Annotated in this window: 26 protein-coding genes and 1 riboswitch; of the genes, 7 read left to right on the top strand and 19 right to left on the bottom strand. The window is 27.9% G+C overall.

Translation table 11 applies throughout. The features are described from left to right. Positions 1-13: 13 nt before the first annotated feature. Entirely contained in the window at positions 14-625 is a 612-nt protein-coding gene (gene lexA, locus Q1K13_RS07175; protein ID WP_300348862.1) for a transcriptional repressor LexA, read from the bottom strand. A 165-nt stretch (positions 626-790) separates the two neighbouring features. On the opposite strand from lexA, the gene Q1K13_RS07170 reads away from it, so the two are divergent. Further along, positions 791-1,189 (top strand): hypothetical protein, encoded by a 399-nt coding sequence (locus tag Q1K13_RS07170; protein WP_300348860.1) that lies wholly within the window; start codon positions 791-793, stop codon positions 1,187-1,189. Positions 1,190-1,294: 105 nt separating this feature from the next. Here the strand turns inward: Q1K13_RS07170 and Q1K13_RS07165 are convergent, their stop codons facing one another. Both Q1K13_RS07165 and Q1K13_RS07160 read right to left on the bottom strand, forming a co-directional pair. After that, the gene (locus Q1K13_RS07165) at positions 1,295-2,380 is read right to left on the bottom strand and encodes a tyrosine recombinase XerC (protein ID WP_498038040.1); all 1,086 of its coding nucleotides are present in this window, start codon (positions 2,378-2,380) and stop codon (positions 1,295-1,297) included. Positions 2,381-3,178: 798 nt separating this feature from the next. After that, positions 3,179-3,397, bottom strand: a complete 219-nt coding sequence (locus Q1K13_RS07160) for a DUF3892 domain-containing protein (protein WP_300348857.1) — start codon at positions 3,395-3,397, stop codon at positions 3,179-3,181. Between the two features lie 123 nt (positions 3,398-3,520). On the opposite strand from Q1K13_RS07160, the gene ilvA reads away from it, so the two are divergent. Next, entirely contained in the window at positions 3,521-4,720 is a 1,200-nt protein-coding gene (ilvA, locus tag Q1K13_RS07155; RefSeq protein ID WP_300348855.1) for a threonine ammonia-lyase, read from the top strand. Positions 4,721-4,775: 55 nt separating this feature from the next. On the opposite strand, the gene Q1K13_RS07150 is transcribed toward ilvA, so the two are convergent. After that, positions 4,776-6,215 carry an amino acid permease gene (locus Q1K13_RS07150; RefSeq protein ID WP_300348854.1) on the bottom strand — a complete coding sequence of 480 codons (1,440 nt, stop codon included), beginning with the start codon at positions 6,213-6,215 and terminating at the stop codon, positions 4,776-4,778. A gap of 121 nt (positions 6,216-6,336) precedes the next feature. Then, positions 6,337-6,513: riboswitch (Lysine riboswitch) on the bottom strand. A 271-nt stretch (positions 6,514-6,784) separates the two neighbouring features. On the opposite strand from Q1K13_RS07150, the gene Q1K13_RS07145 reads away from it, so the two are divergent. Further along, positions 6,785-8,005: a dicarboxylate/amino acid:cation symporter gene (locus Q1K13_RS07145; protein ID WP_300348851.1), complete on the top strand. Its 1,221-nt coding sequence runs from the start codon at positions 6,785-6,787 to the stop codon at positions 8,003-8,005. 130 nt (positions 8,006-8,135) lie between these two features. Here the strand turns inward: Q1K13_RS07145 and Q1K13_RS07140 are convergent, their stop codons facing one another. Further along, complete coding sequence (locus Q1K13_RS07140; RefSeq protein WP_300348850.1) at positions 8,136-8,468, bottom strand: hypothetical protein; 333 nt, start codon at positions 8,466-8,468, stop codon at positions 8,136-8,138. 277 nt (positions 8,469-8,745) lie between these two features. Between Q1K13_RS07140 and Q1K13_RS07135 the strand changes: the two genes are divergently transcribed. Then, positions 8,746-9,393, top strand: coding sequence for a YczE/YyaS/YitT family protein (locus tag Q1K13_RS07135; protein ID WP_300348848.1), 648 nt, complete (start codon positions 8,746-8,748; stop codon positions 9,391-9,393). A 54-nt stretch (positions 9,394-9,447) separates the two neighbouring features. Here Q1K13_RS07135 and Q1K13_RS07130 read toward each other — a convergent pair whose 3' ends face one another. From Q1K13_RS07130 to Q1K13_RS07120, 3 genes are all read right to left on the bottom strand, one after another. After that, a complete protein-coding gene (locus Q1K13_RS07130; protein WP_300348847.1) occupies positions 9,448-9,666 on the bottom strand; it encodes a hypothetical protein in 219 nt (72 codons plus the stop codon). Between the two features lie 74 nt (positions 9,667-9,740). Then, a complete protein-coding gene (locus Q1K13_RS07125) occupies positions 9,741-10,127 on the bottom strand; it encodes an NUDIX hydrolase (protein WP_300348845.1) in 387 nt (128 codons plus the stop codon). A gap of 343 nt (positions 10,128-10,470) precedes the next feature. Further along, entirely contained in the window at positions 10,471-11,202 is a 732-nt protein-coding gene (locus Q1K13_RS07120; protein WP_300348844.1) for an HAD-IB family hydrolase, read from the bottom strand. A gap of 167 nt (positions 11,203-11,369) precedes the next feature. Between Q1K13_RS07120 and Q1K13_RS07115 the strand changes: the two genes are divergently transcribed. Further along, positions 11,370-11,906 carry an ECF transporter S component gene (locus tag Q1K13_RS07115; RefSeq protein WP_300348842.1) on the top strand — a complete coding sequence of 179 codons (537 nt, stop codon included), beginning with the start codon at positions 11,370-11,372 and terminating at the stop codon, positions 11,904-11,906. A 140-nt stretch (positions 11,907-12,046) separates the two neighbouring features. Here the strand turns inward: Q1K13_RS07115 and Q1K13_RS07110 are convergent, their stop codons facing one another. Together Q1K13_RS07110 and Q1K13_RS07105 are read right to left on the bottom strand one after the other, a co-directional pair. Further along, entirely contained in the window at positions 12,047-12,799 is a 753-nt protein-coding gene (locus tag Q1K13_RS07110; protein ID WP_300348840.1) for an exodeoxyribonuclease III, read from the bottom strand. A gap of 340 nt (positions 12,800-13,139) precedes the next feature. Next, positions 13,140-14,261: a DEAD/DEAH box helicase gene (locus tag Q1K13_RS07105; RefSeq protein ID WP_300349155.1), complete on the bottom strand. Its 1,122-nt coding sequence runs from the start codon at positions 14,259-14,261 to the stop codon at positions 13,140-13,142. Between the two features lie 254 nt (positions 14,262-14,515). Here Q1K13_RS07105 and Q1K13_RS07100 point away from each other — a divergent pair, with 254 nt between their 5' ends. Beyond that, positions 14,516-14,938: a GNAT family N-acetyltransferase gene (locus tag Q1K13_RS07100; protein WP_300348839.1), complete on the top strand. Its 423-nt coding sequence runs from the start codon at positions 14,516-14,518 to the stop codon at positions 14,936-14,938. A gap of 158 nt (positions 14,939-15,096) precedes the next feature. Here the strand turns inward: Q1K13_RS07100 and pyrE are convergent, their stop codons facing one another. From pyrE to pyrB, 7 genes are all read right to left on the bottom strand, one after another. Beyond that, entirely contained in the window at positions 15,097-15,675 is a 579-nt protein-coding gene (gene pyrE / locus Q1K13_RS07095) for an orotate phosphoribosyltransferase (RefSeq protein WP_300348838.1), read from the bottom strand. Positions 15,676-15,763: 88 nt separating this feature from the next. Next, positions 15,764-16,663 carry a dihydroorotate dehydrogenase gene (locus Q1K13_RS07090; protein ID WP_300348837.1) on the bottom strand — a complete coding sequence of 300 codons (900 nt, stop codon included), beginning with the start codon at positions 16,661-16,663 and terminating at the stop codon, positions 15,764-15,766. 17 nt (positions 16,664-16,680) lie between these two features. Further along, on the bottom strand, positions 16,681-17,421 hold the full coding sequence (locus tag Q1K13_RS07085; RefSeq protein ID WP_300348835.1) for a dihydroorotate dehydrogenase electron transfer subunit: 741 nt from the start codon (positions 17,419-17,421) through the stop codon (positions 16,681-16,683). A gap of 22 nt (positions 17,422-17,443) precedes the next feature. Continuing rightward, on the bottom strand, positions 17,444-18,307 hold the full coding sequence (pyrF, locus tag Q1K13_RS07080; protein WP_300348833.1) for an orotidine-5'-phosphate decarboxylase: 864 nt from the start codon (positions 18,305-18,307) through the stop codon (positions 17,444-17,446). A 10-nt stretch (positions 18,308-18,317) separates the two neighbouring features. Beyond that, on the bottom strand, positions 18,318-19,517 hold the full coding sequence (locus Q1K13_RS07075; protein ID WP_300348832.1) for a dihydroorotase: 1,200 nt from the start codon (positions 19,515-19,517) through the stop codon (positions 18,318-18,320). A 17-nt stretch (positions 19,518-19,534) separates the two neighbouring features. Then, a complete protein-coding gene (locus tag Q1K13_RS07070; protein ID WP_300348830.1) occupies positions 19,535-19,690 on the bottom strand; it encodes an aspartate carbamoyltransferase in 156 nt (51 codons plus the stop codon). 4 nt (positions 19,691-19,694) lie between these two features. Further along, the gene (pyrB, locus tag Q1K13_RS07065; RefSeq protein ID WP_300348829.1) at positions 19,695-20,618 is read right to left on the bottom strand and encodes an aspartate carbamoyltransferase; all 924 of its coding nucleotides are present in this window, start codon (positions 20,616-20,618) and stop codon (positions 19,695-19,697) included. Positions 20,619-21,020: 402 nt separating this feature from the next. On the opposite strand from pyrB, the gene Q1K13_RS07060 reads away from it, so the two are divergent. Beyond that, the gene (locus Q1K13_RS07060) at positions 21,021-21,185 is read left to right on the top strand and encodes a hypothetical protein (RefSeq protein ID WP_300348828.1); all 165 of its coding nucleotides are present in this window, start codon (positions 21,021-21,023) and stop codon (positions 21,183-21,185) included. 208 nt (positions 21,186-21,393) lie between these two features. Here Q1K13_RS07060 and Q1K13_RS07055 read toward each other — a convergent pair whose 3' ends face one another. Further along, entirely contained in the window at positions 21,394-22,173 is a 780-nt protein-coding gene (locus Q1K13_RS07055; protein ID WP_300348827.1) for a serine hydrolase, read from the bottom strand. A 225-nt stretch (positions 22,174-22,398) separates the two neighbouring features. Then, positions 22,399-23,499, bottom strand: a complete 1,101-nt coding sequence (locus tag Q1K13_RS07050; RefSeq protein ID WP_300348825.1) for a 6-phosphofructokinase — start codon at positions 23,497-23,499, stop codon at positions 22,399-22,401. Positions 23,500-23,610 lie beyond the last annotated feature (111 nt).

The raw sequence follows: 23,610 nt of genomic DNA, 5'->3' as shown, positions 1-23,610 counted from the left end.
ATGCTGATTTGTTTTAATAAGCTCTATATATACCAACTAGTTTTCCTAAAATAGAACAATTTTGAACTATTATAGGTTCGTAGTTTTTGTTTTCTGGTTGAAGTCTTATGAAATCATCCTCTTTAAAAAATCTCTTGATAGTAGCTTCGTTTTCAATTAGAGCAACTATAATATCTCCGTTAGAAGCAATATTTTTTTGTTCTATTATAGCTAAATCTCCATCCAAAATACCGGCTTCAATCATACTATCGCCAGTAACTCTAAGAATGAACAATTCATTATTATGCTTAACATAGTTTAAAGGAATTTGAAACATATCTTCTATGTTTTCAGTAGCCAAAATAGGCATTCCGGCTGTAACTTTACCTATTATAGGTATATCTATTAATTCCTTTTCTTCTTTAGATAATTCTACGATTTCTAAAGCTCTAGGTTTGGTAGGATCTCTATATATTAACCCCTTCCTTTCAAGTCTTTTTAAATGACCATGAACAGTGGAAGTCGATTTTAAATTAACAGCTTGACATATCTCTCTTACTGAAGGTGGATATCCCTTAGCTCTTGTAAATTCAAGTAGAAAACTATATATTTGACTTTGTTTATCTGAACCTTCTTTAATCATCACAATTGCACCTCACAAATATTTAATAATATTATAACATATGAACAAAAACATAGCAAACTTATGTTCTCTTAATATAAGTTTTGTGATAATTTAAATTTAATTTGATAAAATTCTTTTTATTTGTTATAATGGAAAAATGATTTTAAGCTTAAGAGGTGACTTTTAATGGATAAAAAACTATTAAACAATGATGATATTTGTGATGTTTACGAAGGTAAGATATGCGATAACTGCGGTGATTGCTTAGAAATGCAAGGTATAGATACAAAAGCTATAAAAATATCAGATATAGCAAAAGAAGTTAAAGAAAACAAAGAGATGGAAGAAGCTTTAAAGAAACTTATAGAAGAAGAAACTGAAGCTGAAATGAATGATGAATCTTTTGAAGAAGAAGAGTTGACAACAGAAACTTGGGAAGAATATCTAGCTAAACAAGAAGAATATGAGGATGCTTTTGATCATATAGAATATCTTGAAGATATAGATTTAAATGATGACTTAATAGTGGAAGAGATGACAGAAGAAGTGTTCCCAGGGGTTAGAAAACTTAAAATAAAAAAGTAGTTGAAACTATTAAAATGCTAAAAACACGAGTGTAGAACGTATGTTCTGCACTCGTGTTTTTAGCATTTTTTATGTGTTTTAGGGTATTTTCATGTTGTATTTAAGTTATTTTAAATTAGCTAGAGGGTTTGTTTTTACAGCTTTTCTAAGAGTTTCATCATCTACATGAGTATATATCTGGGTAGTAGATATGCTTTCATGACCTAATATATCCTTTATGCTCATTATATCGACATTTCCATGTTTATACATAAGGGTAGCAGCTGTGTGTCTAAGTTTATGAGGGGTATATTTTTGATCTTTAAAACCTGCATTTTCTATATGTTTTTTTACTAAAATCTCAACGCTCCTTTTATTAATAGGTCTATATTTGCTTGATAAAAACAAATATTTTTTAGCTTCTTCTGTAGCTTTTGAATCGTTTCTATTTCTCAAATAATTATTTATGGCATTTAAAGAAGCTTCATTTAAATAAACAGTTCTTTCTTTATTCCCTTTACCTATGATGGTAAGAGTATCACCTTTAATTTTTTCTATTTTTATATTACAAAGTTCTGATAATCTCATACCACAATTTAAGAATAATGTTAGTATGCAATAATCTCTCAAATAGCTTTTATTACTTTTATCCATATTATCTAATACTTCTAAACATTGATCTAAAGTTAGATATACTGGATGTCTTTTGTTTATTTTAGGTGATTCTAATTCGGTGGCAGGATTTTCTTTTATCAATTTCAATTTTGAAGTTAAAAATTTGAAAAAAGATTTTAGTGTTGCAACCTTTCTAGCTCTTGCGTAAGTTCCGTTATTTCTTACTTTTTCTAAAAATGCTAAAAAAGCATAAATATCTGATAATGATATTTCTTTTATGAATTCATCTGAAATATCTCCAATAAAAACTTTTTCAATTTCCTCTAGAGGTACAGTTTTTTCTAGACCTTTATATATTTTTAAAAATTTAAAAAACAAACCTAAATCTATTGAATATCCTTTAATTGTATTTATTGATTTAGCTTTTATATTATGTAGGTAATTCAAGAAGTCTATAACTCTTTTAGGAAGCTCGTATTCTGGTAAAAAATCAAATTTGAAATTCTCAATGTAGTTGAAATGGTTAATTGAATTTGTTTTAGAATTTATTTTTTTATCAGAATTAATAGAGTTTTCTACTTCTAAAAGCTTGTCCATTCCAAGTTCTTTAAACCATCTTTTTATAATTCTTTGATTAACATTATATATTTCTGAAAGTTGCGTATTACTTAAACCTCTTTTAAAAACTAATATATATAAATCTTCAATTATTTCTTCGTAATCACGTTGTATGTTTAAAGAGTCGTAATAGTTATAAATATGATCTAGATTAGTTAGATCTTCGTTGGTTAAATTAAATTCAAGTAATTCTTTAACCTTTGGCGAGTAATTGAAGTTTTCAAAAATATTTTCATCTTTATTTTCCATAGTTAAAATCCTTTCAAAGCCTTGATATAACTAGATTATAGCATATTTTACTCAAACTTTCAACAACTTCGCAAAATCTACATTTTGCGAAGTTGTTGAAAGTTAAAATAGTTGGATTTATAAACTGTTTATAGCAATCATCTTAAAATGATATAAATTCTAATTTAAAAGAAATATCTTTGTTGATTTACCAATTTAAAAACTCAAGTTACTATATACTCTAGTTTTTTCGATATAATAAATGTAATACATTTTATTTACTTAGTTTTGTAATACAAATTGTAGTTTTATTATTAAATCAAATAAACTATATATTAAATCATTAAGTAAAAATTTAATCTAATTCTTTAGTATTAGTAAATTAAAGAATCTACTCCTTCTTTTTTAATTATTTTGATATCGTAATTAGATATTAAAGTAATTAAAAAGAACACTAAAATGCTTAATTTTAAAATTAAGCATTTTAGTGTTCTACCATTTATTATTTGGTTTTAAACTTTAAATAGAAACATATAGGATTTTGTACAATTAATATAACTCTTCTAAGTTATTTTTTTCTTTTCCATCTGGAATACTTTTTAAATAAGCCTCACCTTTTTTAGAATGTGAAATTATAACTCCATCAAGAAGTCCTTCTTCAGCCATTTTAACTCCTTCCATTTTTGAAACAGTTTTTCCATTACTTAGTACATAGTCAGTTATTTCTCCATTACTATTCTTTTTTACTTTTACTATACAATCTGACATTAGTATCACCTCTTTCATACTTAGTTTGTTTATATAATCTTTAAAATATCCTATGTAAAAATTTCCTTTAATTTGTTATAATAAAACTGTATAAAAGGTTTACATAAATGAGAGGTGATTATTATGTATTTAGAAAAAATTGTTAAAGCAAGAAAAAACATAGAAGATGTAGTTGTTAAAACACCTTTGATGTACAGTGAAGTTTTTTCAAGAAAATCAAAAAATAATGTATATATGAAGTGTGAAAATTTACAATTAACTGGTGCTTACAAAATAAGAGGTGCATTAAATAAGATAAGATCACTATCAGAGGAAGAGAAAGCTAAAGGTGTTGTCTGCTCTTCAGCTGGAAACCATGCTCAAGGCGTAGCCTTTGCTGCTTCTCAAGCCAAAGTAAAATCTACAATAGTAATGCCAAAGACAACTCCTCTAATAAAAATTCAATCTACTAAAGATTTAGGTGGAAATGTTGTTTTATCTGGATATGTGTATGATGATGCATATAACGAAGCTAAGAGAATTGAAAAAGAACAAGGAGTTTTATTTATACACCCTTTTAATGATAGAGATATAATATTTGGTCAAGGTACTGTAGCATTAGAAATATTTGAAGATTTAAAAGATGTTGATGTTATATTATGCCCAATTGGTGGTGGTGGATTAATAAGCGGAGTTTCTTTAGTTGCTAAAGAAATAAATCCTAATATAAAAATAATCGGAGTTCAAGCTGAGGGTGCTAATGCTATGGCTCAAAGCTTCAAAGCTGGGAAAATAGTTAATTTAGAATCCGTAGATACCATAGCTGATGGGATTGCAGTTAAAAGGCCTGGGGATTTAACATTTGAATTCATAAAAAAATATGTAGATGATATTATAACAGTATCAGATCATGAAATAGTTGAAGCATTCTTTACGTTAAGTGAAAAGCATAAACTTTTGGCTGAAGCTTCAGGTGCCGTTTCATTAGCAGCCTCTTCCAAATTAAATTGCAAAGATAAAAATATAGTTTCTATAATAAGTGGTGGTAATATAGATATGGTAACTATAACCTCTCTTATAAACAGTGCCTTAGTATCAAAAGGAAGATTATTTGGATTTAGCTTAGAAGTACCTCATAAACCTGGACAAATATTAAGAATTTCAAAAATATTAGCAAATGTTAATGCAAATATAGTAAAACTTGAGCATGATCATTTCAAAGCTACAGATGCTCTTAAAAATATGGTTATAGAAATAACATTGGAAACTAACGGAAAGGCACATATAGATGAAATTAAAGAAGCATTAACCAAAGAAAATTATATAATAAAACAAATTTATTAATACATTATATACTTGTTTGAAAACTAAAAGGAAGAGGTAATTATACCTCTTCCTTTTAGTTATATTTAACTTCATCTCTAGTTAAATCAACATGTTCTAAATCTATTACTTTAGTTTTATATCTAATTTTATAATATAGGTATAGAGCTAAGAATAAAGGAATTCCTATGTATGATGAAATTAATCCACCCCAATTTATTCCATTTGACACATCGAAGTATGCATATCCTTGTCCTAAAACTACAACACCACATAATAGTAATGCAATTATAGGACCAAACGGGAAGAATTTAGCTTTATAAACTAACTTGTTTAAGTCTTTTCCTTGTGCAACATAAGCTTTTCTAAATCTATAATGACAAACTGCAATTCCTAACCACGCTATAAATCCTGAAAGTCCAGAAGCTGCTACAAGCCAAACATAAACTACATTCTCTGCATATATTCCTGTTAAGAAACATAAACTAGCAACTATTGTTGTTAATATAATAGCATTAACAGGAACTCCATTTTTACTTGTTTTTTCAAAAATTTTTGGTGCCATTCCACTCTTAGCCATAGCATGAAGCATTCTGCTTGATGCATACATTCCTGAATTACCAGCTGATAAAACTGATGTAAGAATTATGGCATTCATTACTGAAGCAGCCCCTGCTAAGCCAATTTTTTGGAATACCACTGTAAATGCACTTGTTTCAACACCTGCTTGTGAGTTTGGTACTAAAGCTCCAATTACTAATATTGTTCCTAAGTAGAATAATAATATTCTCCAGAATATTGTATTAACAGCCTTTGGTACATTTTTCTCTGGATTTTCACTTTCTCCAGCTGCTACTCCTACTAACTCAGTTCCTTGAAATGAGAATCCAGCTATTAAAAATATCATAAATATTGATTTTGTTCCTCCAATGAAAGGTCCACCATTTGCATAAAAGTTTTTGAAACCAACTTTTTCTCCGCCTATTATTCCAAATATCATAAGTACACCTATAATAAGGAATATAATAACAGTAGCAACTTTTATTGCTGCAAACCAGAATTCTGATTCTCCATATGCTTTTGCTGATAAAAGATTAAGACTTAATATAATTACTAAAAATAAAGCACTCCAAGCTATTGCTGGAACATTAGGAAACCAAAATTTCATTAATAAAGAACCTGCAACCATTTCTGTAGCTATTGTTATAGCCCAGTTATACCAGTAGTTCCATCCTAAGGCAAATCCTAAAGCAGGATCAATAAATTTAGTAGCATAAGTACCGAAAGATCCAGTTTCAGGCATATATGTTGCCATTTCTCCTAAACTTGTACATAGGAAATAAACCATTACCCCTATCACTCCATATGCTACGAAAGCACCACCAACTCCAGCTTGATGTAATGTGTCTCCCATAGCAAGGAATATTCCAGTTCCTATGGCACCTCCCATAGCAATCATACTAAGGTGTCTAGATTTTAAACCTCTTTTTAACTCAGTATTTTGTTTTTGACTCATTTTTTAGTCCTCCTTATGGTTTTTTATTTAGCCATAAGTGATAACTAAGTTTCGCTAACAAAAGAAACCCTTAAGCGTGGTTTCATGCTTAAGGGTTTGTAAAGTCTAATACAATACTCTCTTTCATGATAGCACACCACAAAATTAATTGTGACAGTGTTACATATATTCTATGTAACCCCAACCTAATAGAATTAAAGTTTCTTCTATTGATTTCGGCGAATCATCCTTTCACTTTGTTTCAACAGTACTTTTCCTCAGCAAAGTTACTCTTAATCATCGCGCCTCTATCTCAGTTATTCACTTTTCATTAACAATTATGAAGTTTTATTAATGAAAAGTCAAGTAAAATTTAATATAAACTTAGAAAATAGTACTAAATATATAATTATTTAAGTTTAATTAAGTGGTTATTTAGGATTGTTTATATGCTAAATAACATTTTAAACCTTTAAGCAATATTTATAGATAATATTTAATATTTCTTGACTTTAGACTCTAACTATAGTAATATGTATTCATATCAAGAACAAATGTATTTAAATAAAATACAAAAAAGGGGGGCAATTATGAAAAATTTATCTTTAATAAGTAAAATTTTATTAGCAATAATTTTAGGAATATTCATAGGGCTAGGATCTTCCTATATAAATATAGAAATACCGATTAAGATATTAGTAACCTTTAATGGTTTGTTTGGAAGTTTACTTAGCTTCTTAATACCACTTATAATGATTGGATTTATAGTTCCTGGAATAGCTTCTTTAGGAAATAAATCAGGAAAAGGACTTTTAGTAACTACTTTAGTTTCATATATATCAACATTTTTAATAGGATTTATAACTTTCCTTATAGGAAAATATATTCTTCCTAAATTTATTATAAATACTACTTTGGCTAGCAGTAATGTAAATATTGAACCATATTTTTCAATAGATATCCCACCAATGATAAGTGTAATGTCCGCATTAGTTTTTTCTTTCTTATTAGGAATTGGAATATCAAGAATAAAAAATAGTTACTTATTAAAAGTATCCGAAGAATTTAATCATGTTGTTTCATTAACAATAAAAAATGTGCTTATTCCATTAGTTCCACTTTACATATTATCTATATTTGCTAAATTAAGTTTTAGTGGAGAAATATTTACAACTTTAAAATCTTTTGGAATTGTGTATGGGGTGTTATTTTCAATTCAAGGATTATATTTATTAGTACAATATCTTTTAGCAGGCTCTATAAAGAAAAAGAATCCTATAAAACTTATAAAAAACATGATTCCTGCTTATATGACTGCTTTAGGAACTCAATCATCAGCAGCCACTATTCCTGTTACATTAAATTGTACTAAGAAAAATGGAGTTTATGATGATGTATGTGATTTTGTTATTCCACTTGGTGCAACTATAAATTTAGCTGGTGATACAATTACTTTAGTTTTGACATCTATGGCTATAATGTATATGAAAGGACAAGTTCCTACTTTTGAACTTATGTTACCATTTATACTTATGCTTGGAGTAACAATGGTTGCAGCACCTGGTGTACCTGGTGGTGGAGTTATGGCAGCTTTAGGACTACTTGAAGGTATGCTTGGTTTTGGAAATATAGAAAAATCTTTAATGATAGCATTACATAGTGCTCAAGATAGCTTTGGTACTGCTACCAATGTAGCTGGAGATGGAGCTATTGCCATAATAGTAGAAGCGATTTTAAAAAGAAAATCTAAAAAATTAGAAAAAAAGTCTGACTTTGAAGAGGAATTTATTCCAAACATAAGTTATAACTAAATATTTAAAAGGTGAATAAATTTTAGTTTATTCACCTTTTATTATTTTTAGTTTATTTTTTTATATAATTTATGAAAGTAAAAAGATATATCAATTCATTTTAGTTGTTTAAATTGTCTTAATATATCTATTATTTAATAACTATATTACTGCTTTTAGGAAATAGTTGCTCATATAAAGAATCAAAACCTTCATCCTCTAAAGTTACTTCAGTATCATCATTTACATAGAATTGATTCATTGTATTCATTACTAACTCGTATTTTTTTAGGTTTCCTTCTTCAAGTAAAACTTCATAAAGATATGCTAAGTGGTTTTGTAGATATTCTTGCATATTTTTGATTTCCTCATCAGAAATCCTATTTTCTTTATGTAATTTGTTTACTGGTCCATTTTTAAAAATGAAATAGGCAGAGCCTTTTGCAATTCTTGCAATATGTTCTTTTGCTGTTTTATCACTCATATTTTTCACCTCTCTAATCTAACGTACTTATTATAAAATAAAATTAATAACATTTCAATTTTAACATTTATCATAATAATAAGGTTTTTTATCCATTTTTACATTAAATTATGAATAAACTTTGTTAAATTATTAATATATTTGACATATTGATGAACAACTTGTATAATCATCTTTGTTTGGTATTCCTTTAAGTTTTTAAATACACATTAAATATTAAATTCACATTCAATAATACGATTCACAAACTCAAGAAAAAACAAGGAGTGTATTAAAAATGAAAAAAGGAAACTTTATTCCTAAACTGATATTTTTCTTATTAGGAATGGCAATCATACAATTAGGAGTTGTAATATTCTTATTAACTAATGCAGGATCAGATCCTTTTACTGTATTTACTCAAGGTCTTTCAGATGCTTTAGGCGTTTCTGTTGGAAATGCTAACATGATAATACTTGTTACTTTAGTTATAGGTATTTTCATTGTAGATAGAAAAAGACTTCAAGTTGGTACTTTTGTTTTAGTTCTAGTTATAGGACCTACTATTAACTTAATTATGGAAACTTTAAAGAAATTTGGTTTAGATTCAATGCTTAATGATGTTAACTTATTTGCGAAAGCTATAATTGTTGCTTTAAGCTGTATAGTAATTGCTATAGGATTCTCATTCTTAGTTAGTACAGATTTAGGTGTTGCACCAAACGACTTAGTTCCTCTTATAATAAGAGATAAAACTAACTTCCAATATCGTTGGATAAGAATCTGCTTAGATTTAACTTTCTTAATAATTGGTTATGCTTTAGCAGGTGTTGTAGGTATTGGTACAATAATAGCAGTTCTTTTCACAGGTCCAGCTATACAATTCTTTATGCCACCATGTGAGAAGATCGTACATAAATTTATAGGAAAAACTGCTACAGAATAATATAAAAAAACAGTCCTTAAGGGCTGTTTTTTTATATGCACTTTTATTTGATTTTTATAACTCTTGATATTTTGATATTAATTCTACTAACTCATCACAAAAAGCATCATATTTTTCTGTAGGATATTTCACACTTATCTTTATTTCTTCTCCAATTTCAACTTTCTTCTGATTAGGAGAAAAAGTGAATGCTAATGAATCTTCTCTGTTGTATATAGGTTTTATAGTAACATGAAAATCTTCTCCTAAAATTTTCTTTCTTAATAACGTCATAATAATCACCTCTCATCTTTATTATAGCAATAAAATAAAAACATGCCAATAATTAGCATGTTTTTTTAGATTTTTTATAATATACTTTCAAAAAAAGCATTAATTTTCTCTATTTCACCCTCTGCAAATGTATAATCAGATAACTCATTTTTATTTACCCATTTAAAAGTGGTTATATTTGTTCCACATGTAATCTTTTCTTTTAATATACCTGAAAATAGTCTTAGACTTTCCTCTTCATTGCCTTTAAAATCACATATTTCTTTTAAATCAAAAATTATTGTTTTTAAATCTTCTTTTATAATTCTATTAGCACATTTCTCAGGAGTTTCTCTTCCTTTTATCTTCCTATCAAATATATACCAAAGATTTCTTTCACTTTTCTTTCCTTTTCTCTTTGCAATAAGAATATTATTGAAGTCATCTTTTACTATAACAGAACAACTTTTAACACAACTCATGATTCTCTCCCCTTTTACATAATTCGCTTTTTATATGCATATTATACTAAATTATTTTATAGACTTTCTACGTTTTAATATAAGTTTATATAAAATTTCATATATTTATTATAATATTTTCAGAATAATAAAATTTACTATATTCTTTGTTACATTTGAATCATAAAAGTAATATTTATCTGAAGTATGACTCCAAATATTTTAATTTTATATTTATAAAAAATTCGTATTATTACGAACTATGTTTTAATGCTAAAAATTATAACCCTGGGTATTTTTTATAATACAACGAACATTTCTATAAAAAATTTAATAAACTTAATTTTAATATTTTCTACATAAACTATAATAATTTTAAGTTGTTTATATCTAAATCATATGTAACATCTTTTCTCTCTACTATAACCTTAATCTTATCTTTTATTTCATCACTTTCTAAAACCTTAGTTATAAGTTCCCTTGTTGGATTTATAGCGTAAGGGATCCCTACATTTTTAAACATTGTAAAATCTCCTGAAGTATCTCCATAAGCATAACTATTTTCTAAGTCAATATTATACTTTTTCTTCATCTCTAAGATTGCATTTTCCTTACTTTCTGAATCCCACATTGGAATTATATCTCCATTATATGTATTATTATCATCTAATTTATATATAGTTCCCTTAAAATCATTCATATTATATTTTTCAGACATTTCTTTTACAAGTTCATACGGAGAACCAGATATAGCTATTACAATGTGTCCTTGTTCTTTATGCCATTTAATTCTTTCTCTTGTAAAAGTATAAACTCTATCCCCTTTTTGTTCTATTACTTTTTTAGCTATGTATTCTATATGATGGTTGCTTATTCCCTTTATAGCTTCTGTATATATATCCACCATTTTTAAAAGATATTCATCATAATCACCTTGTCTTTTATCCCATTTAATAAATGCAGGCCTTACATCTTTAGACCATTTTTCTTCATCAACTAATTCATATTTTATTATCTTTTTAAAAACTTCTGTTATTAACCCTTCTCTGTATATTGTCCCATCAATATCAAAAAATGCTGCTATATTTTTTTTCATATTATTCACTCCTCTTATGTAAAATTTCCATTTGTATATTATTAAAAGTATAACACAAATTAATAAAATTTAAAAAGCATGAAAAAAATAAAATTGTACCCATACATTTGATAAAAATATAATAATAATTTACTATATAATTATATTTAATTGGGAGGTAGTATATTATGGATATTAGTTCAAAAAGTAGTTTTCAAAAAACAGTCTTTACTGCCCTTATGATAGCAATAATATTTATATCTGGAAATTTAATAAAAATACCTACAGTAGGAGGCTTTGTTCACTTAGGAGATTGCATGGTCCTTCTTTCAGCCGTTCTACTTGGTAAAAAAAGAGGGGCAGTAGCAAGTGGATTTGGAATGGCCTTAGTAGATTTATATGGTGGATATTTAATTTGGGCACCTTTTACATTCATAATAAAGGCTCTTATGGCCTATATTACAGGATATTTAATAGAAGTTAATCATAGAAGAGGATATTTAGTTCCTTTTTTAGTATCTGGAGTATTTATGGTCATAGCTTATTTTTTATCTGGTGCAATTATAGCCTTCTTATTTACTGGAAGCTCTAATACACTTATTGGAGCTTTAATGTACTCTGCTAAAGACATATTTGGAAATATAATTCAAGTAGGGGTTGGAATAGTTATAGCTCTTCCACTTTCAAAGGTATTATATAAAGAAGAGAAAAAATCTTTTAATTAAACTTTTTATAATAAATATTTCTTTTAGTTAAAACAAAATAACATTTATATAAATAAAAGACACATTAAGAATAGAATTCCTCTTCTTAATGTGTCTTTTATTTATATATTTAGTTTTATATTTTTTAAAATCTAATATTATTATTCCATTATAAGTTTAACAGGACAATGATCTGAACCTAAAATATCAGTATCTATTTTTGCATCTTTTATTCTTGACTCTAAATTATTTGAAACTAAGAAGTAATCAATTCTCCATCCTGCATTATTTTTTCTTGCATTAAATCTATATGACCACCAAGAATAAGTTCCTTCTAAATCTGGGTAGAAATAACGGTATGTATCTATGAAACCACTTTGAAGAAGCTCTGAAAATTTATTTCTTTCTTCATCTGTAAATCCTGCATTTTTTCTATTTGACTTAGGATTTTTTAAGTCTATTTCTTTATGAGCAACATTTAAATCACCACAAACAACTACTCCTTTAGATTTTGAAAGTTCTAAAAGGTAGTTCTTAAAATCATTTTCCCATTCCATTCTATACTCTAATCTAGCTAGGGCACTTTGTGAATTAGGAGTATAAACAGTTACCATGAAGAAATCTTCAAATTCTAAAGTTATTACTCTTCCTTCTTTATCATGGTGCTCCATATTTATTCCGTAATAAACATTTAAAGGTTCTTTTTTAGTAAATATAGCAGTACCTGAATATCCTTTTTTCTCAGCATAGTTCCAATACTGGTGATATCCTTCTAAATCTAAATCTATTTGACCTTCTTGAAGTTTAGTTTCTTGTAAACAAAATATATCAGCATCTTCAGCTTTAAAATAATCTAAAAATCCTTTTTTAACACAGGCTCTTATACCATTAACATTCCATGATATTAATTTCATATTTAAAAATCCTCCATATTCATCTAGACGTTTTTTTTAGACAATATTTATATAACTTATTTTAATAAAAAAAAATTATAAGATAATTTATCTTTCAATTGAAAATAATAATTATTTATTAGTAATTATAATCTAAACAAATTTAAATATCAACTCTCTGCGAAATAAGTAGAGCTTAAAGGCCATATAAAATAAACACTTTATTAAAATAAAGCTAAATATTAACAAAAACCTTGTTCTTACTTAATTTTGTAGTTTTTAGATAATAAGTTCCATGCAGAAATAAACAATAGCTATACTCTACTAATTTTAATAGCAAAATATAGCTATCATATAATTATTACTTAGTTTTCTTTATATCCACAATTCGTCTATCTATACTTATTTCTAATGCATCCTCAATTTGTTTTAACATAGGAAGATTCTTTGGATCTATAAACATACAAGTATATCCCTTATCCCCAGCTCTTCCTGTTCTACCTATTCTATGAACATAACTTTCTACTGTTTCTGGTATATCATAGTTATATATATGAGTTACTCCTGTTATATCTATTCCTCTTGATGCAACATCTGTGGCAATAAGATATTGAATATTACATTTTCTAAACTGATTCATTATCTTTTCTCTCTTAGTTTGAGATACATCACTATGAATTTTTTCACATGCTATTTTTCTTTTTGAGAATCCCTTTTCTAAATCATCAGCTCTTCTTTTAGTTCTACAAAATATTATGGCCATAAAAGGATTATCTTCTTCTAATACTGTACAAAGTGCATCTTGCTTCCATCTATCTGTTGTTTCAACAACTTCTTGTTTTATTTTATCAACTACTAGAGTTTCCTCTTCTACTTTTACTAATATTGGATCATTCATATATCTATACGCAAGTTTTTTTACTGATGAATCCATGGTTGCAGAAAAACAAAGAGTTTGTGATTTATTTGGAATATGCTTCATTATTTCTGTTATTTCATTTTTAAATCCCATAAGAAGCATTTGGTCAGCTTCATCTATTATGACAGTTTTAATCTTACTTAAATCTATAGTTTTTCTTTCTATATGATCTAATAATCTTCCTGGTGTTGCTATTACAATATGTATAGAGTGTTTTAATTTATTAGCTTGTGATGCCACATCTTTTCCACCGTAAGCTGCTAAAACTTTTATGTAAGTTCCTTTAGTTAAGTTTTTTGATTCATCTGTTATTTGAAGAGCAAGTTCTCTAGTAGGTGAAATAACAAGAACCTGAGTATCCTTATTATTTTCATCAATATTTTGTATTGTAGGTAAAAGAAAGGCTAAAGTCTTTCCAGTTCCTGTTTTTGCTTCCCCAATCAAATCATTTCCATTTAATATATAAGGTATGCTATCTTCCTGTATTTTAGTAGGAGTTTTAATTCCACTTTTTAATAATCTTTTTGATAATCTTTCATTTATTCCAAGTTCTAAAAAATTCAAATTTCTAATTACTTTCATTTCATTTTTAATTTATTCTTTATAAATTAAGCACTTGTTAAATTTTATATAATATATTTTTTCTTGTGAAAAATATTTTAATACTCTAGAATTATATTTAAGACAAAAAAATAAAGCATGGCTCCCGCGAAAGATCCATGCTTTATTTATATAGCACTATACGTACCAACTGCTATATAAGAGTATCATAATAATTAGAATAAGTCAAATAAATAGAAATAGAGGGAGAGATATTTATGAATGTTAAAATTAGATTTGCAAATCAAAATGATTTAGAAAGGGATATTGAACTAGATTTACACAGAAATAAAAAAGTAATTTCTAATAAAATAGATATGAAAGAGGTTATTATTGCAGAAGTTGAAGAGGAGATAGTTGGATGTTTAAAAATAGAATACCTTTGGACGCACATGCCTTTTATTAGCTATATAATAGTTAAAGAGGAGTTTAGAGGATTAGGAATTGGATTAGCTCTTCTTAGCTTTTTAGAAAAATACTTAAGAGACGAAAAAGAAGTTGAATTTTTATTAAGTTCATCAATGACAGATGCAACTAAAGCTCAAAAATGGCATATGAGAAGAGGATTTAAAGAATGTGGATTTATCTCTTCAATAAATGAAGAGGGTGTTGGTGAGGTGTTCTTTAGAAAAGATTTATAGTATAAAAAGACACGACTAATTTTAATTTTTAGTTGTGTCTTTTTATACAAAATAATATATTATTTATAATAAGATTGTTAATTGACTATAAACTTATCGCTATAAGATAATATTCTTTTGATAAATTCCAAATTATCATATAAATCAAGATAAATTTATTATTTTATGTTTCTGCTTCCTGGTTTTACGTAAGGAATTCCTTCTTTACATAGTGGACATTCACTTGCTTCAAAGCTTTCTATATCTAATTTGATTGAACTATACATTGGGAAGTCTGTTACATTTCCTGGAGTTCTGTCTACTATGCAAACTACTGCTACAACTTCTCCACCTTGTTCTTCTATTACTTTAGCTGCTTCTTTAAAGCTCTTACCTGTAGTTACAACATCCTCTGTTATTATTACTTTTTGCCCTTTTTCTATAGTGAATCCTCTTCTTAAGGTCATTTCTCCATCTACTCTTTCAGTGAAGATTGCAGGTTTTTCTAATTGTCTTCCTAATTCGTATGCTACTATAACTCCACCCATAGCTGGTCCAACAACTAAGTCAAAATCAATATCCTTTAATTGATCTGCTAAAACTTTTAATACCTTATAAGCTTTATCTGGGTGTTTTAATAATTGTGCACATTGGCAATATCTATTTGAGTGTCTTCCTGATGATAATAAAAAGTGCCCTTCTAATAATGCTCCAACCTCTTTTAATGTATCTATAACCATAATATCTGTATTTTTCATATCTAATTCCTCCAAGACTTCTAATCTTTTATTAAATCTACTTAACTTATAATTGAGTACAATCCCCTTATGTTTTAAAACACAATTACTACTTTATACATCCTACGATTTCGTTTATGCTTTTTAATCCTTCTTTTTTGCAGAAATCTTCTAATCCTTTTATTATTTCTATACCTGCATTTGGATTTACAAAGTTTATACTTCCTATTTGTATAGCTGATGCTCCAGCCATCATAAATTCTATGGCATCATAAGCTGTAGATATTCCACCTAAGCCTATTACTGGGATATCCACTGTTTTAGCTACTTCATGCACCATTCTAAGTGCTATTGGTTTAATTGCTGGACCTGAAAGTCCTGCATATACATTATTAAATACTGGCTTTCTATTTTTTATATCTATAGCCATTCCTTTTAATGTGTTTATTAGTGAGATTGAATCTGCACCAGCCTCTTGGCATCTATAAGCCATATCACAAATATTTTCAGCATTTGGTGATAATTTAACCATAAGTGGTTTATCGCATATTTTTTTTACTTTTGATACAACTTCGTAAGCTACATCTGATTTTATTCCAAAGGCCATTCCACCAGATTTTACATTTGGACATGATATATTAAGTTCTATCATATCTATTGCTTCTTTATTTAAAAGTGAAACTGCTTTTTCATAATCTTCTATAGTAGCTCCCCCTACATTAGCTATTATATTGGTTCCTAATTTTTTCATTTTAGGAAGCTCTATTTCTATAAACTTTTCTATTCCTGGATTTTGAAGTCCTACTGAATTCATAATTCCTTGAGGTGTTTCATATATTCTTATACCTTCATTTCCTTCTCTTCTATTAAGAGTTAGTCCTTTTGAACTTATTCCTCCTAATTGTCCTACATCATAGAAATTGCTATATTCATCCCCAAATCCAAAAATTCCTGATGCTGCTATAACAGGGTTTTTAAATTCTACTCCATTTATAACTGTTTTTAACACATTTAACCCCTCCTATTTTAGAATTCAACTTCTAATCCGTTAAATACTGGACCATCTTTACAAGTTCTTTTATTTCCTGATTTAGTTTTACATGTACAAACCAAGCAAGCTCCTACTCCGCAAGCCATATGTTTTTCCATTGATATATATACATTAACTCCTGCTTTTTTGCACATTTCACATACTTTTTTCATCATAATCTCTGGTCCACAGCATAGTACTGTGTCATATTCATTAAGAGGAAGAATTTCAGTTACAAATCCTTTATGTCCATATTTCCCACTGTTAGTTGAAACTTTAGTCTCTCCAACAAATTTTCTAATTTCATCTACTAAATAAATATCCTCTCTAAATCCACCAAAGAAATCCATTTTCATTTCAGGATTATTTTTCCTAAGTATTTTTGCAAGTTCTAACATTGGAGCAGTTCCAATTCCTCCACTTACTAAGGCTACTTTTCCATATTTCTTATTTACATCAAATCCATTTCCTAAAGGACCTATTATTTCAATTTCATCTCCAGGAACCATTTTCATCATTTCATTAGTTCCTTTTCCAACAGTTGCATATACAAAACGTATATCTTTTCCATTTACTTCGCATACACTTATTGGTCTTCCTAAAAAAGTATTTGAAGTTTTTATCATATAAAACTGTCCTGCATTTACCTTTGTATCATGTTCTACTGTTAGTGAGTATATTCCATCTACTAATTTTACATTTTCTTTTACTTTGCTTTTGAAATATTCCATAGCCATAACTTTTCCTCCCTTATTTTTTCTATTTTAATATTGCTTCTCTTATACCATCTCTCATTGTTATTGCTTCTTTTCTAGAACATTCTGCAAAGTTTTTACTATCTCCCATCTCTTTATATGCTAGTAATATTTTTCTTGATGAATTTACAACTCCACCATTTCCATTATTTAAGTAAGCTGCCACATCATGAGAAGTTCCACCTTGTGCCCCATATCCTGGTATTAAAAATGGCATTGTGTTTAATTTTTTTCTCATTTCCTTAGCTTCTTCCTGGTGAGTACATCCAACAACTCCTCCAATTGAACTATATCCATGTTCTCCTAAGTAGCTTTTACCTAAATCGTGTAATTTTTCTCCAACTACATCATAAACTTTTTTGGAATTTCCAGTATCTAAGTACTCTATATCTTCAGCACCTTTATTTGAAGTTCTTACTAGAACAAAAACTCCTTTTTCATTCTTCTCTATATAAGGTAAGTATGGTTCTATACTATCCATTCCCATGTATGGATTTAGTGTTATAAAGTCGCTTTCAAAATCTCCTTCAAAGTGAGCCTTTGCATACATTTTTGCAGTAGCTTTTATATCTCCTCTTTTTATATCAGCTATTATTAAGGCTTCTCTTTCTCTTAAGTAGCTTAATGTTCTTTTGTAAGCTTCTAATCCCTTAAGTCCTAAGGCTTCGTAGTATGCTATTTGAACTTTGAAACATGCAGATACATCTAATGTTGCGTCTATGATTTCCTTGTTGAAGTTAAATAACATGTCAGATTCATTTGAAAACTTACTTTTAAATTCCTCTGGTATATAATCTAGGCTAGTGTCTAATCCAACACAAACTACTCCGTTTTTTTCTATTTTTTCAAATAATTTATCTGCTATCATCATATACCTCCTAGAATTCACCCTTATAAACTATTTTTCCACCTTTTATTGTTAAAACCACATCTCCATAAAACTCCATTTCATTAAATGGCGTGTTTTTACTCTTAGATACTATACTCTCCTCATTGAAAAATCTTTTCTTATTTAAATCTACAAGAACTAAATCTCCTGAAAATCCTGGTTGAAGTTTTCCTTTATTTATATTTAATAAACTAGCAGCATTTCCACTCATAAGTTGACTCAATTTATTTAAATTAATATGATTTCCTTTTACTAATGTTGTGTAGCATATTGAAAAGGCTTGTTCTATACCTATCATTCCAGGTGCTCCCTTTTCCTTATCTTCCTTTGAATGAGGAGCATGATCTGTTCCTATACAATCAACATAGTTCATTTTTATTGCTTTTATTAAGAAGTTAACATCCTCTTCTTCTCTTATTGGAGGATTAACTCTGTAGTTATTAATCTTTTTATTTAAGGCTAAGTGATGTGGTGTTACCTCACAACTTACATTTACCCCATCATTTTTTCCATCTATTATATACTTCATAGCTTCCTTAGTGCTAACATGAGACATATGAAGCTTACATCCAACAAACTTTGCAAGGGTTATATCTCTCCAAGTCATCATATTCTCAGCTAGACGCATGTCAACTTTTGAAAATTCTGGACTTTCAGCATGTGACATTACAATCCAATTATTTTCTTTGGCAACCTTCATAGCTTCCATCATTATTTTAGAATCTGATACTCCCTTACCATCATCTGTTATTGCCTTAACTTCTTTATTTCCATAAAATTCTTTTAAGTGATTTATTTCTTGTCCACTTAAATCTTTAGTTATAGAAACAGTTTGATATAAATCTACTAGTCCAACTTCTTTTCCTTTATTTATTACATAATCTAAAACTTCCTTTGAACTACATACTGGTTTAGTGTTTGGCATTAATGTAACGGTTGTATAACCTCCTCTTACTGATGCCCTTGAGCCAGTTTCTATATCTTCTTTATATTGAAATCCAGGATCTCTAAAGTGTGCATGGGTGTCTATGAATGCTGGCATAAGAACTAATCCTTTTCCATCTAAAATTTCACATTCTTTATGAAGTTCTGAACCAAGCTCCTTTATTAATCCATTTTCTAGATATATATCCCCAAAGAAATTAATGCTTTCATCTATTAAATTTACATTTTTAATTAATAACTTCATCCTATATACTCCTTAAATTAAAGTTTGGGAAATTGGTTTTCTCCATGACAGTAATCACAGTGATAAATATTATTTTTCTTATCAAATAGTGTGAAACTCTGAGGAACGTATTTTTCAACCTGAGTTATGCATTTAGGATTTTTACATTTTCTTTCTATTTCTTTATTTTTCATATTCTTAAGCCTCCCCTAAAAGTTTTGCCATTAAAGCCATTCGTACATACATTCCGCATTTTGCTTGTTCAAAGTATAATGCTCTCTTATCTTTATCAACTTCATATGCTATTTCATTTACTCTTGGAAGAGGGTGAAGAACTATCATATCTTTTTTAGCTTCACTCATTTTACTTTCATCTAAGACGTAGACATCCTTTAATCTTTCATATTCATTTTGATCTAGGAATCTTTCTCTTTGAATTCTTGTCATGTATAAAATATCAGCTTCTTTAATTCCTTCTTCTAAGCTAGTTATTTCTACATATTCTATATTGTTTTTTTCTAAAACTTGTTCTCTAATATAATTTGGGATTCTAAGTTCTATAGGAGATATTAAGATGAATTTGTTATTCTTATATCTTGAAAGTGCTTTTATAAGAGAATGCACTGTTCTACCGAATTTTAAATCTCCACATAATGCAATTGTATTTCCTTCTAAGTTACCTTTGTACTCTTTGATTGTAAGAAGATCTGTTAAGGTTTGAGTTGGATGTTGGTGACCACCATCCCCAGCATTTATTACTGGAACATCTGAATACATTGATGCAACCTTTGCTGATCCCTCAAGTGGATGTCTCATTGCTATTAAGTCTGCATAGCAACTTACTACTTTTATTGTATCTGCCAAAGTTTCCCCTTTAGATACTGAACTTGAATTTGGCTCTGAGAAACCAACAACTTGTCCCCCTAATCTAAGCATTGCAGTTTCGAAGGATAATCTTGTTCTAGTACTTGGTTCATAGAAAAGTGTTGCTAGAACTCTACCTTTGCATATGTCTTGATATTCTTTTGGATTTGCCATTATTTGATGTGCTAACTTAAAAATTTCATCAAACTCCTCTATTGTGAAGTCTGATGGATCTAGTAAGTTTTTGTTTTTTAACATATTTTTCACTCCTTTTTAACCTCTCTGTGTTAATTTAAAGAAGAAAAGTTATATAATTCTAGTTACGTGTAAAAAAAAGTCTCCCTTGAATAAGGAAGACTTTTATATATAAATCTCTATTTAATCTTAAAAGATTATACTCAAACTATATAACTTCCTTATTGACCTCTCTGGATCAAATTTAAAGGTTATTTATTACTCAGCCTCACTGGACTACTTTCATTGTGCTTATGATATCATATTAAAATTTTTATGTCAATAAAGTTTATATAAATATTTTTTATTTATTAACTAAATATTCTAGTTAAATTTTATATTTGAATGTATAATGTTAATATGAACAAAATGAAAACATGGTAAATTATCTATATAAATTAAATAGAATTTGAAAGGAGGTTAATTATGGAAACTCTAATATCAGTATTATTAGTAGCTTTATGTGTATTCATAATAATAAAGGTTGCAACAAAAATAATAAAAATAATTGCCTTTTGTGCAATAGTATTAATTGTTTGTATTTATTTAAACATTCTTCCTGTTAGCATACTTTCTATTATAGGATTATAGATTTTTTTATATTTGTTTTATTATACTTAATTCTTACTCGTAATTATTTATAATAAAACAACTAAAAAGGTATAGTATCTTTACTATACCTTTTAATTTATCCCTAATAATATACTAAGATTAACTTAGAATATAGTTATAATTTTAAACTAAATGAGTATCCATTAAATAAAATTGTACACTTCTATTTACTACAGAAGCCTAGGACTTAATGCCAATTGTTCATTATATTATCCCACATCATTTTACCTGATTTTGCTAAGGTTACTGTTCCATATACTGAATTAGGTATTCCACTAGACATTACTGTAAATGCAAAGTTCCCTTTATTAGTATGAATTAACTCAGTATCATTTTCTACCCCTTTTTTATCTCCTGTTTTACTTGATATATCAAATTTAAGATTGTCTGGTATATATAAAGCTAGTTTGTTTTTTATTTGTTGTCTTGTCAGTATATCTATAATCATCTGAGAATTTTCTTTACTTAAGTAAATTCCCTTACTTAATTTTTTCCAAGCTAAAGTTAAGTCATAAGCTGTAGCATAATTTTCTATATCTGATTTGAAATTTCTTTCATCAGCAGTCTTTCTATTTAGTACAGTATTTTTCATTCCTAAATCTTTTATTATTTCATTTATTTTATCCATACCAACTAGATCTATTATTTTGTTAGCAGCAGTATTATCACTTTGAATAAGCATAGCTACTAAAAGTTCAAATACAGTATAATCTCTTTCTCCAAATTCGTGTATTATTCCAGTTCCATAAACTTTATCTGAGCTTTCTATCTTAATTTTATCTAAAAAGTCTATCTTACCTTCTTCAACTTGTTTTGTAAGAGCAATAGCTATAGGTAATTTCATACATCCTGCAGAAACCATTTTAACGTTTTCATTATAACCATAAGTATAACCACTCTTTAAATCTTCAAAGAAAAAGCTATACGAACCAATTCTGCTCTCTAAATATTTTTGAACTTCTTTCATAAATACCCACCAGCTTTCTTTTAATGTTGCTTTTATGTTGTTTTAGTTAAATTTTAACATATTTTCTTAAAATTTTAAAGTCTTAATTATAATTTTTTTCCTGTTAACCTTTGAATACTATTTCTTATTTATTTTAAAGTATTAGCAAATTTAATAAATAATATAAGTAAAATTTTACTAAATAAAAAATAAAAGCACTCACTTTTTAAAGTGAGTGCTTTTATTTTAATCAGCAAATGAAATTCCAATACTTTTAGCAGCCTTAACTATTTCTCCTTCAGGATCAACATTTTTTGTATATCCAATTACATTTTCTAAACTTTCATATGAAATATTATTTCCTTTTAATGTAACCATATTACCAAATAAATTGTTATTTATAAGTTCAACAGCTTTAACTCCATATCTAGTAGAAAGTATTCTATCATAAGTTGAAGTATTTCCCCCTCTTTGAAGGTGTCCTAGAACAGTATTTCTAATTTCATGATTTTTAATTAAAACTTCTAAATCATTAGCTAATTTATTTCCTATTCCTCCAAGTCTTATAGGATCTGGACTATCTCCAACTATTTTAGACACAACAACTTCACCATCTTTTGGTTTTGCACCTTCTGCAACAACAATTATTGTGAATTGTTTACCAGCTTCTTCTCTTTCTTTTATTTTATCAACTATTTTATTTATATCATAAGGTATTTCAGGCAATAAGATTACGTCTGCTGAACCTGCTATTCCAGATTCTAAAGCAATCCACCCTGCATTTCTTCCCATAACTTCTAAAAGCATTATTCTATGATGTGATTCTGCAGTAGTATGAAGTCTATCTAATGCTTCAGTAGCAATTTCTATTGCTGTGTTAAAACCAAATGTTACATCTGTAGCAAGTAAGTCATTATCTATTGTTTTAGGAACACCAATAACATTTATCCCTTTTCTAGAAAAGTCTCTTGCTGATGTTAAGGTTCCATCTCCCCCAATGACAACTAGCGCATCAACGCCTTCTTTTTTTAGATTTTCAACCCCTACATCTGATACATCTCTTTTAACAATTTTACCGTTTTCATCCTCAATTTGATAATCAAATAGGTTGTCCTTATTTGAACTGTGAAGAATTGTTCCACCTCTATGAAGTATTCCAGAAACAGAGTTTAAATCTAACTTAACAAAGTCATTATTATATAATCCTCTGTATCCAAATTTATATCCTATAACTTCATATCCGTATTGCAAAATTGCAGTTTTTGTAACGGCTCTTATTACTGCGTTTAAACCTGGACAATCTCCTCCGCCTGTTAGTATAGCGATTTTTTTTATTGGCTGTGTCATATAGAATCCCCCTTTTAAACAATATCACATCTTAATTGTAAAATTATTACAATCAATCTCAAATAAATAATATCATATAAATGTTTTCATGGAAAGTAAAATTAATCTAAA

The sequence above is a fragment of the Clostridium sp. genome (assembly GCF_029267215.1).
GTDB lineage: Bacteria > Bacillota > Clostridia > Clostridiales > Clostridiaceae > Sarcina.
The sequence above is the reverse complement of the archived record's forward strand: the minus strand, read 5'-3'. Positions and strand labels throughout refer to the sequence as shown.

Excerpts from the sequence above, each read along its gene's own strand:
- Q1K13_RS07140 (WP_300348850.1), bottom strand. The coding sequence starts at position 8,468 with ATGAGTGATAAAACAGCAAAAGAACATATTGCAAGAATTGCAAAAGGC.
- pyrB (WP_300348829.1), bottom strand. The coding sequence starts at position 20,618 with ATGTTAAAAAACAAAAACTTACTAGATCCATCAGACTTCACAATAGAG.
- Q1K13_RS07135 (WP_300348848.1), top strand. The coding sequence starts at position 8,746 with ATGAAAAAAGGAAACTTTATTCCTAAACTGATATTTTTCTTATTAGGA.
- Q1K13_RS07165 (WP_498038040.1), bottom strand. The coding sequence starts at position 2,380 with ATGGACAAGCTTTTAGAAGTAGAAAACTCTATTAATTCTGATAAAAAA.
- Q1K13_RS07060 (WP_300348828.1), top strand. The coding sequence starts at position 21,021 with ATGGAAACTCTAATATCAGTATTATTAGTAGCTTTATGTGTATTCATA.
- Q1K13_RS07050 (WP_300348825.1), bottom strand. The coding sequence starts at position 23,499 with ATGACACAGCCAATAAAAAAAATCGCTATACTAACAGGCGGAGGAGAT.
- Q1K13_RS07150 (WP_300348854.1), bottom strand. The coding sequence starts at position 6,215 with ATGAGTCAAAAACAAAATACTGAGTTAAAAAGAGGTTTAAAATCTAGA.
- Q1K13_RS07070 (WP_300348830.1), bottom strand. The coding sequence starts at position 19,690 with ATGAAAAATAAAGAAATAGAAAGAAAATGTAAAAATCCTAAATGCATA.
- ilvA (WP_300348855.1), top strand. The coding sequence starts at position 3,521 with ATGTATTTAGAAAAAATTGTTAAAGCAAGAAAAAACATAGAAGATGTA.
- Q1K13_RS07125 (WP_300348845.1), bottom strand. The coding sequence starts at position 10,127 with ATGAGTTGTGTTAAAAGTTGTTCTGTTATAGTAAAAGATGACTTCAAT.
- Q1K13_RS07120 (WP_300348844.1), bottom strand. The coding sequence starts at position 11,202 with ATGAAAAAAAATATAGCAGCATTTTTTGATATTGATGGGACAATATAC.
- Q1K13_RS07085 (WP_300348835.1), bottom strand. The coding sequence starts at position 17,421 with ATGGCTATGGAATATTTCAAAAGCAAAGTAAAAGAAAATGTAAAATTA.
- Q1K13_RS07115 (WP_300348842.1), top strand. The coding sequence starts at position 11,370 with ATGGATATTAGTTCAAAAAGTAGTTTTCAAAAAACAGTCTTTACTGCC.
- Q1K13_RS07110 (WP_300348840.1), bottom strand. The coding sequence starts at position 12,799 with ATGAAATTAATATCATGGAATGTTAATGGTATAAGAGCCTGTGTTAAA.
- Q1K13_RS07160 (WP_300348857.1), bottom strand. The coding sequence starts at position 3,397 with ATGTCAGATTGTATAGTAAAAGTAAAAAAGAATAGTAATGGAGAAATA.
- pyrE (WP_300348838.1), bottom strand. The coding sequence starts at position 15,675 with ATGAAAAATACAGATATTATGGTTATAGATACATTAAAAGAGGTTGGA.
- pyrF (WP_300348833.1), bottom strand. The coding sequence starts at position 18,307 with ATGATAGCAGATAAATTATTTGAAAAAATAGAAAAAAACGGAGTAGTT.
- Q1K13_RS07130 (WP_300348847.1), bottom strand. The coding sequence starts at position 9,666 with ATGACGTTATTAAGAAAGAAAATTTTAGGAGAAGATTTTCATGTTACT.
- Q1K13_RS07100 (WP_300348839.1), top strand. The coding sequence starts at position 14,516 with ATGAATGTTAAAATTAGATTTGCAAATCAAAATGATTTAGAAAGGGAT.
- Q1K13_RS07145 (WP_300348851.1), top strand. The coding sequence starts at position 6,785 with ATGAAAAATTTATCTTTAATAAGTAAAATTTTATTAGCAATAATTTTA.
- Q1K13_RS07055 (WP_300348827.1), bottom strand. The coding sequence starts at position 22,173 with ATGAAAGAAGTTCAAAAATATTTAGAGAGCAGAATTGGTTCGTATAGC.
- Q1K13_RS07075 (WP_300348832.1), bottom strand. The coding sequence starts at position 19,517 with ATGAAGTTATTAATTAAAAATGTAAATTTAATAGATGAAAGCATTAAT.
- Q1K13_RS07170 (WP_300348860.1), top strand. The coding sequence starts at position 791 with ATGGATAAAAAACTATTAAACAATGATGATATTTGTGATGTTTACGAA.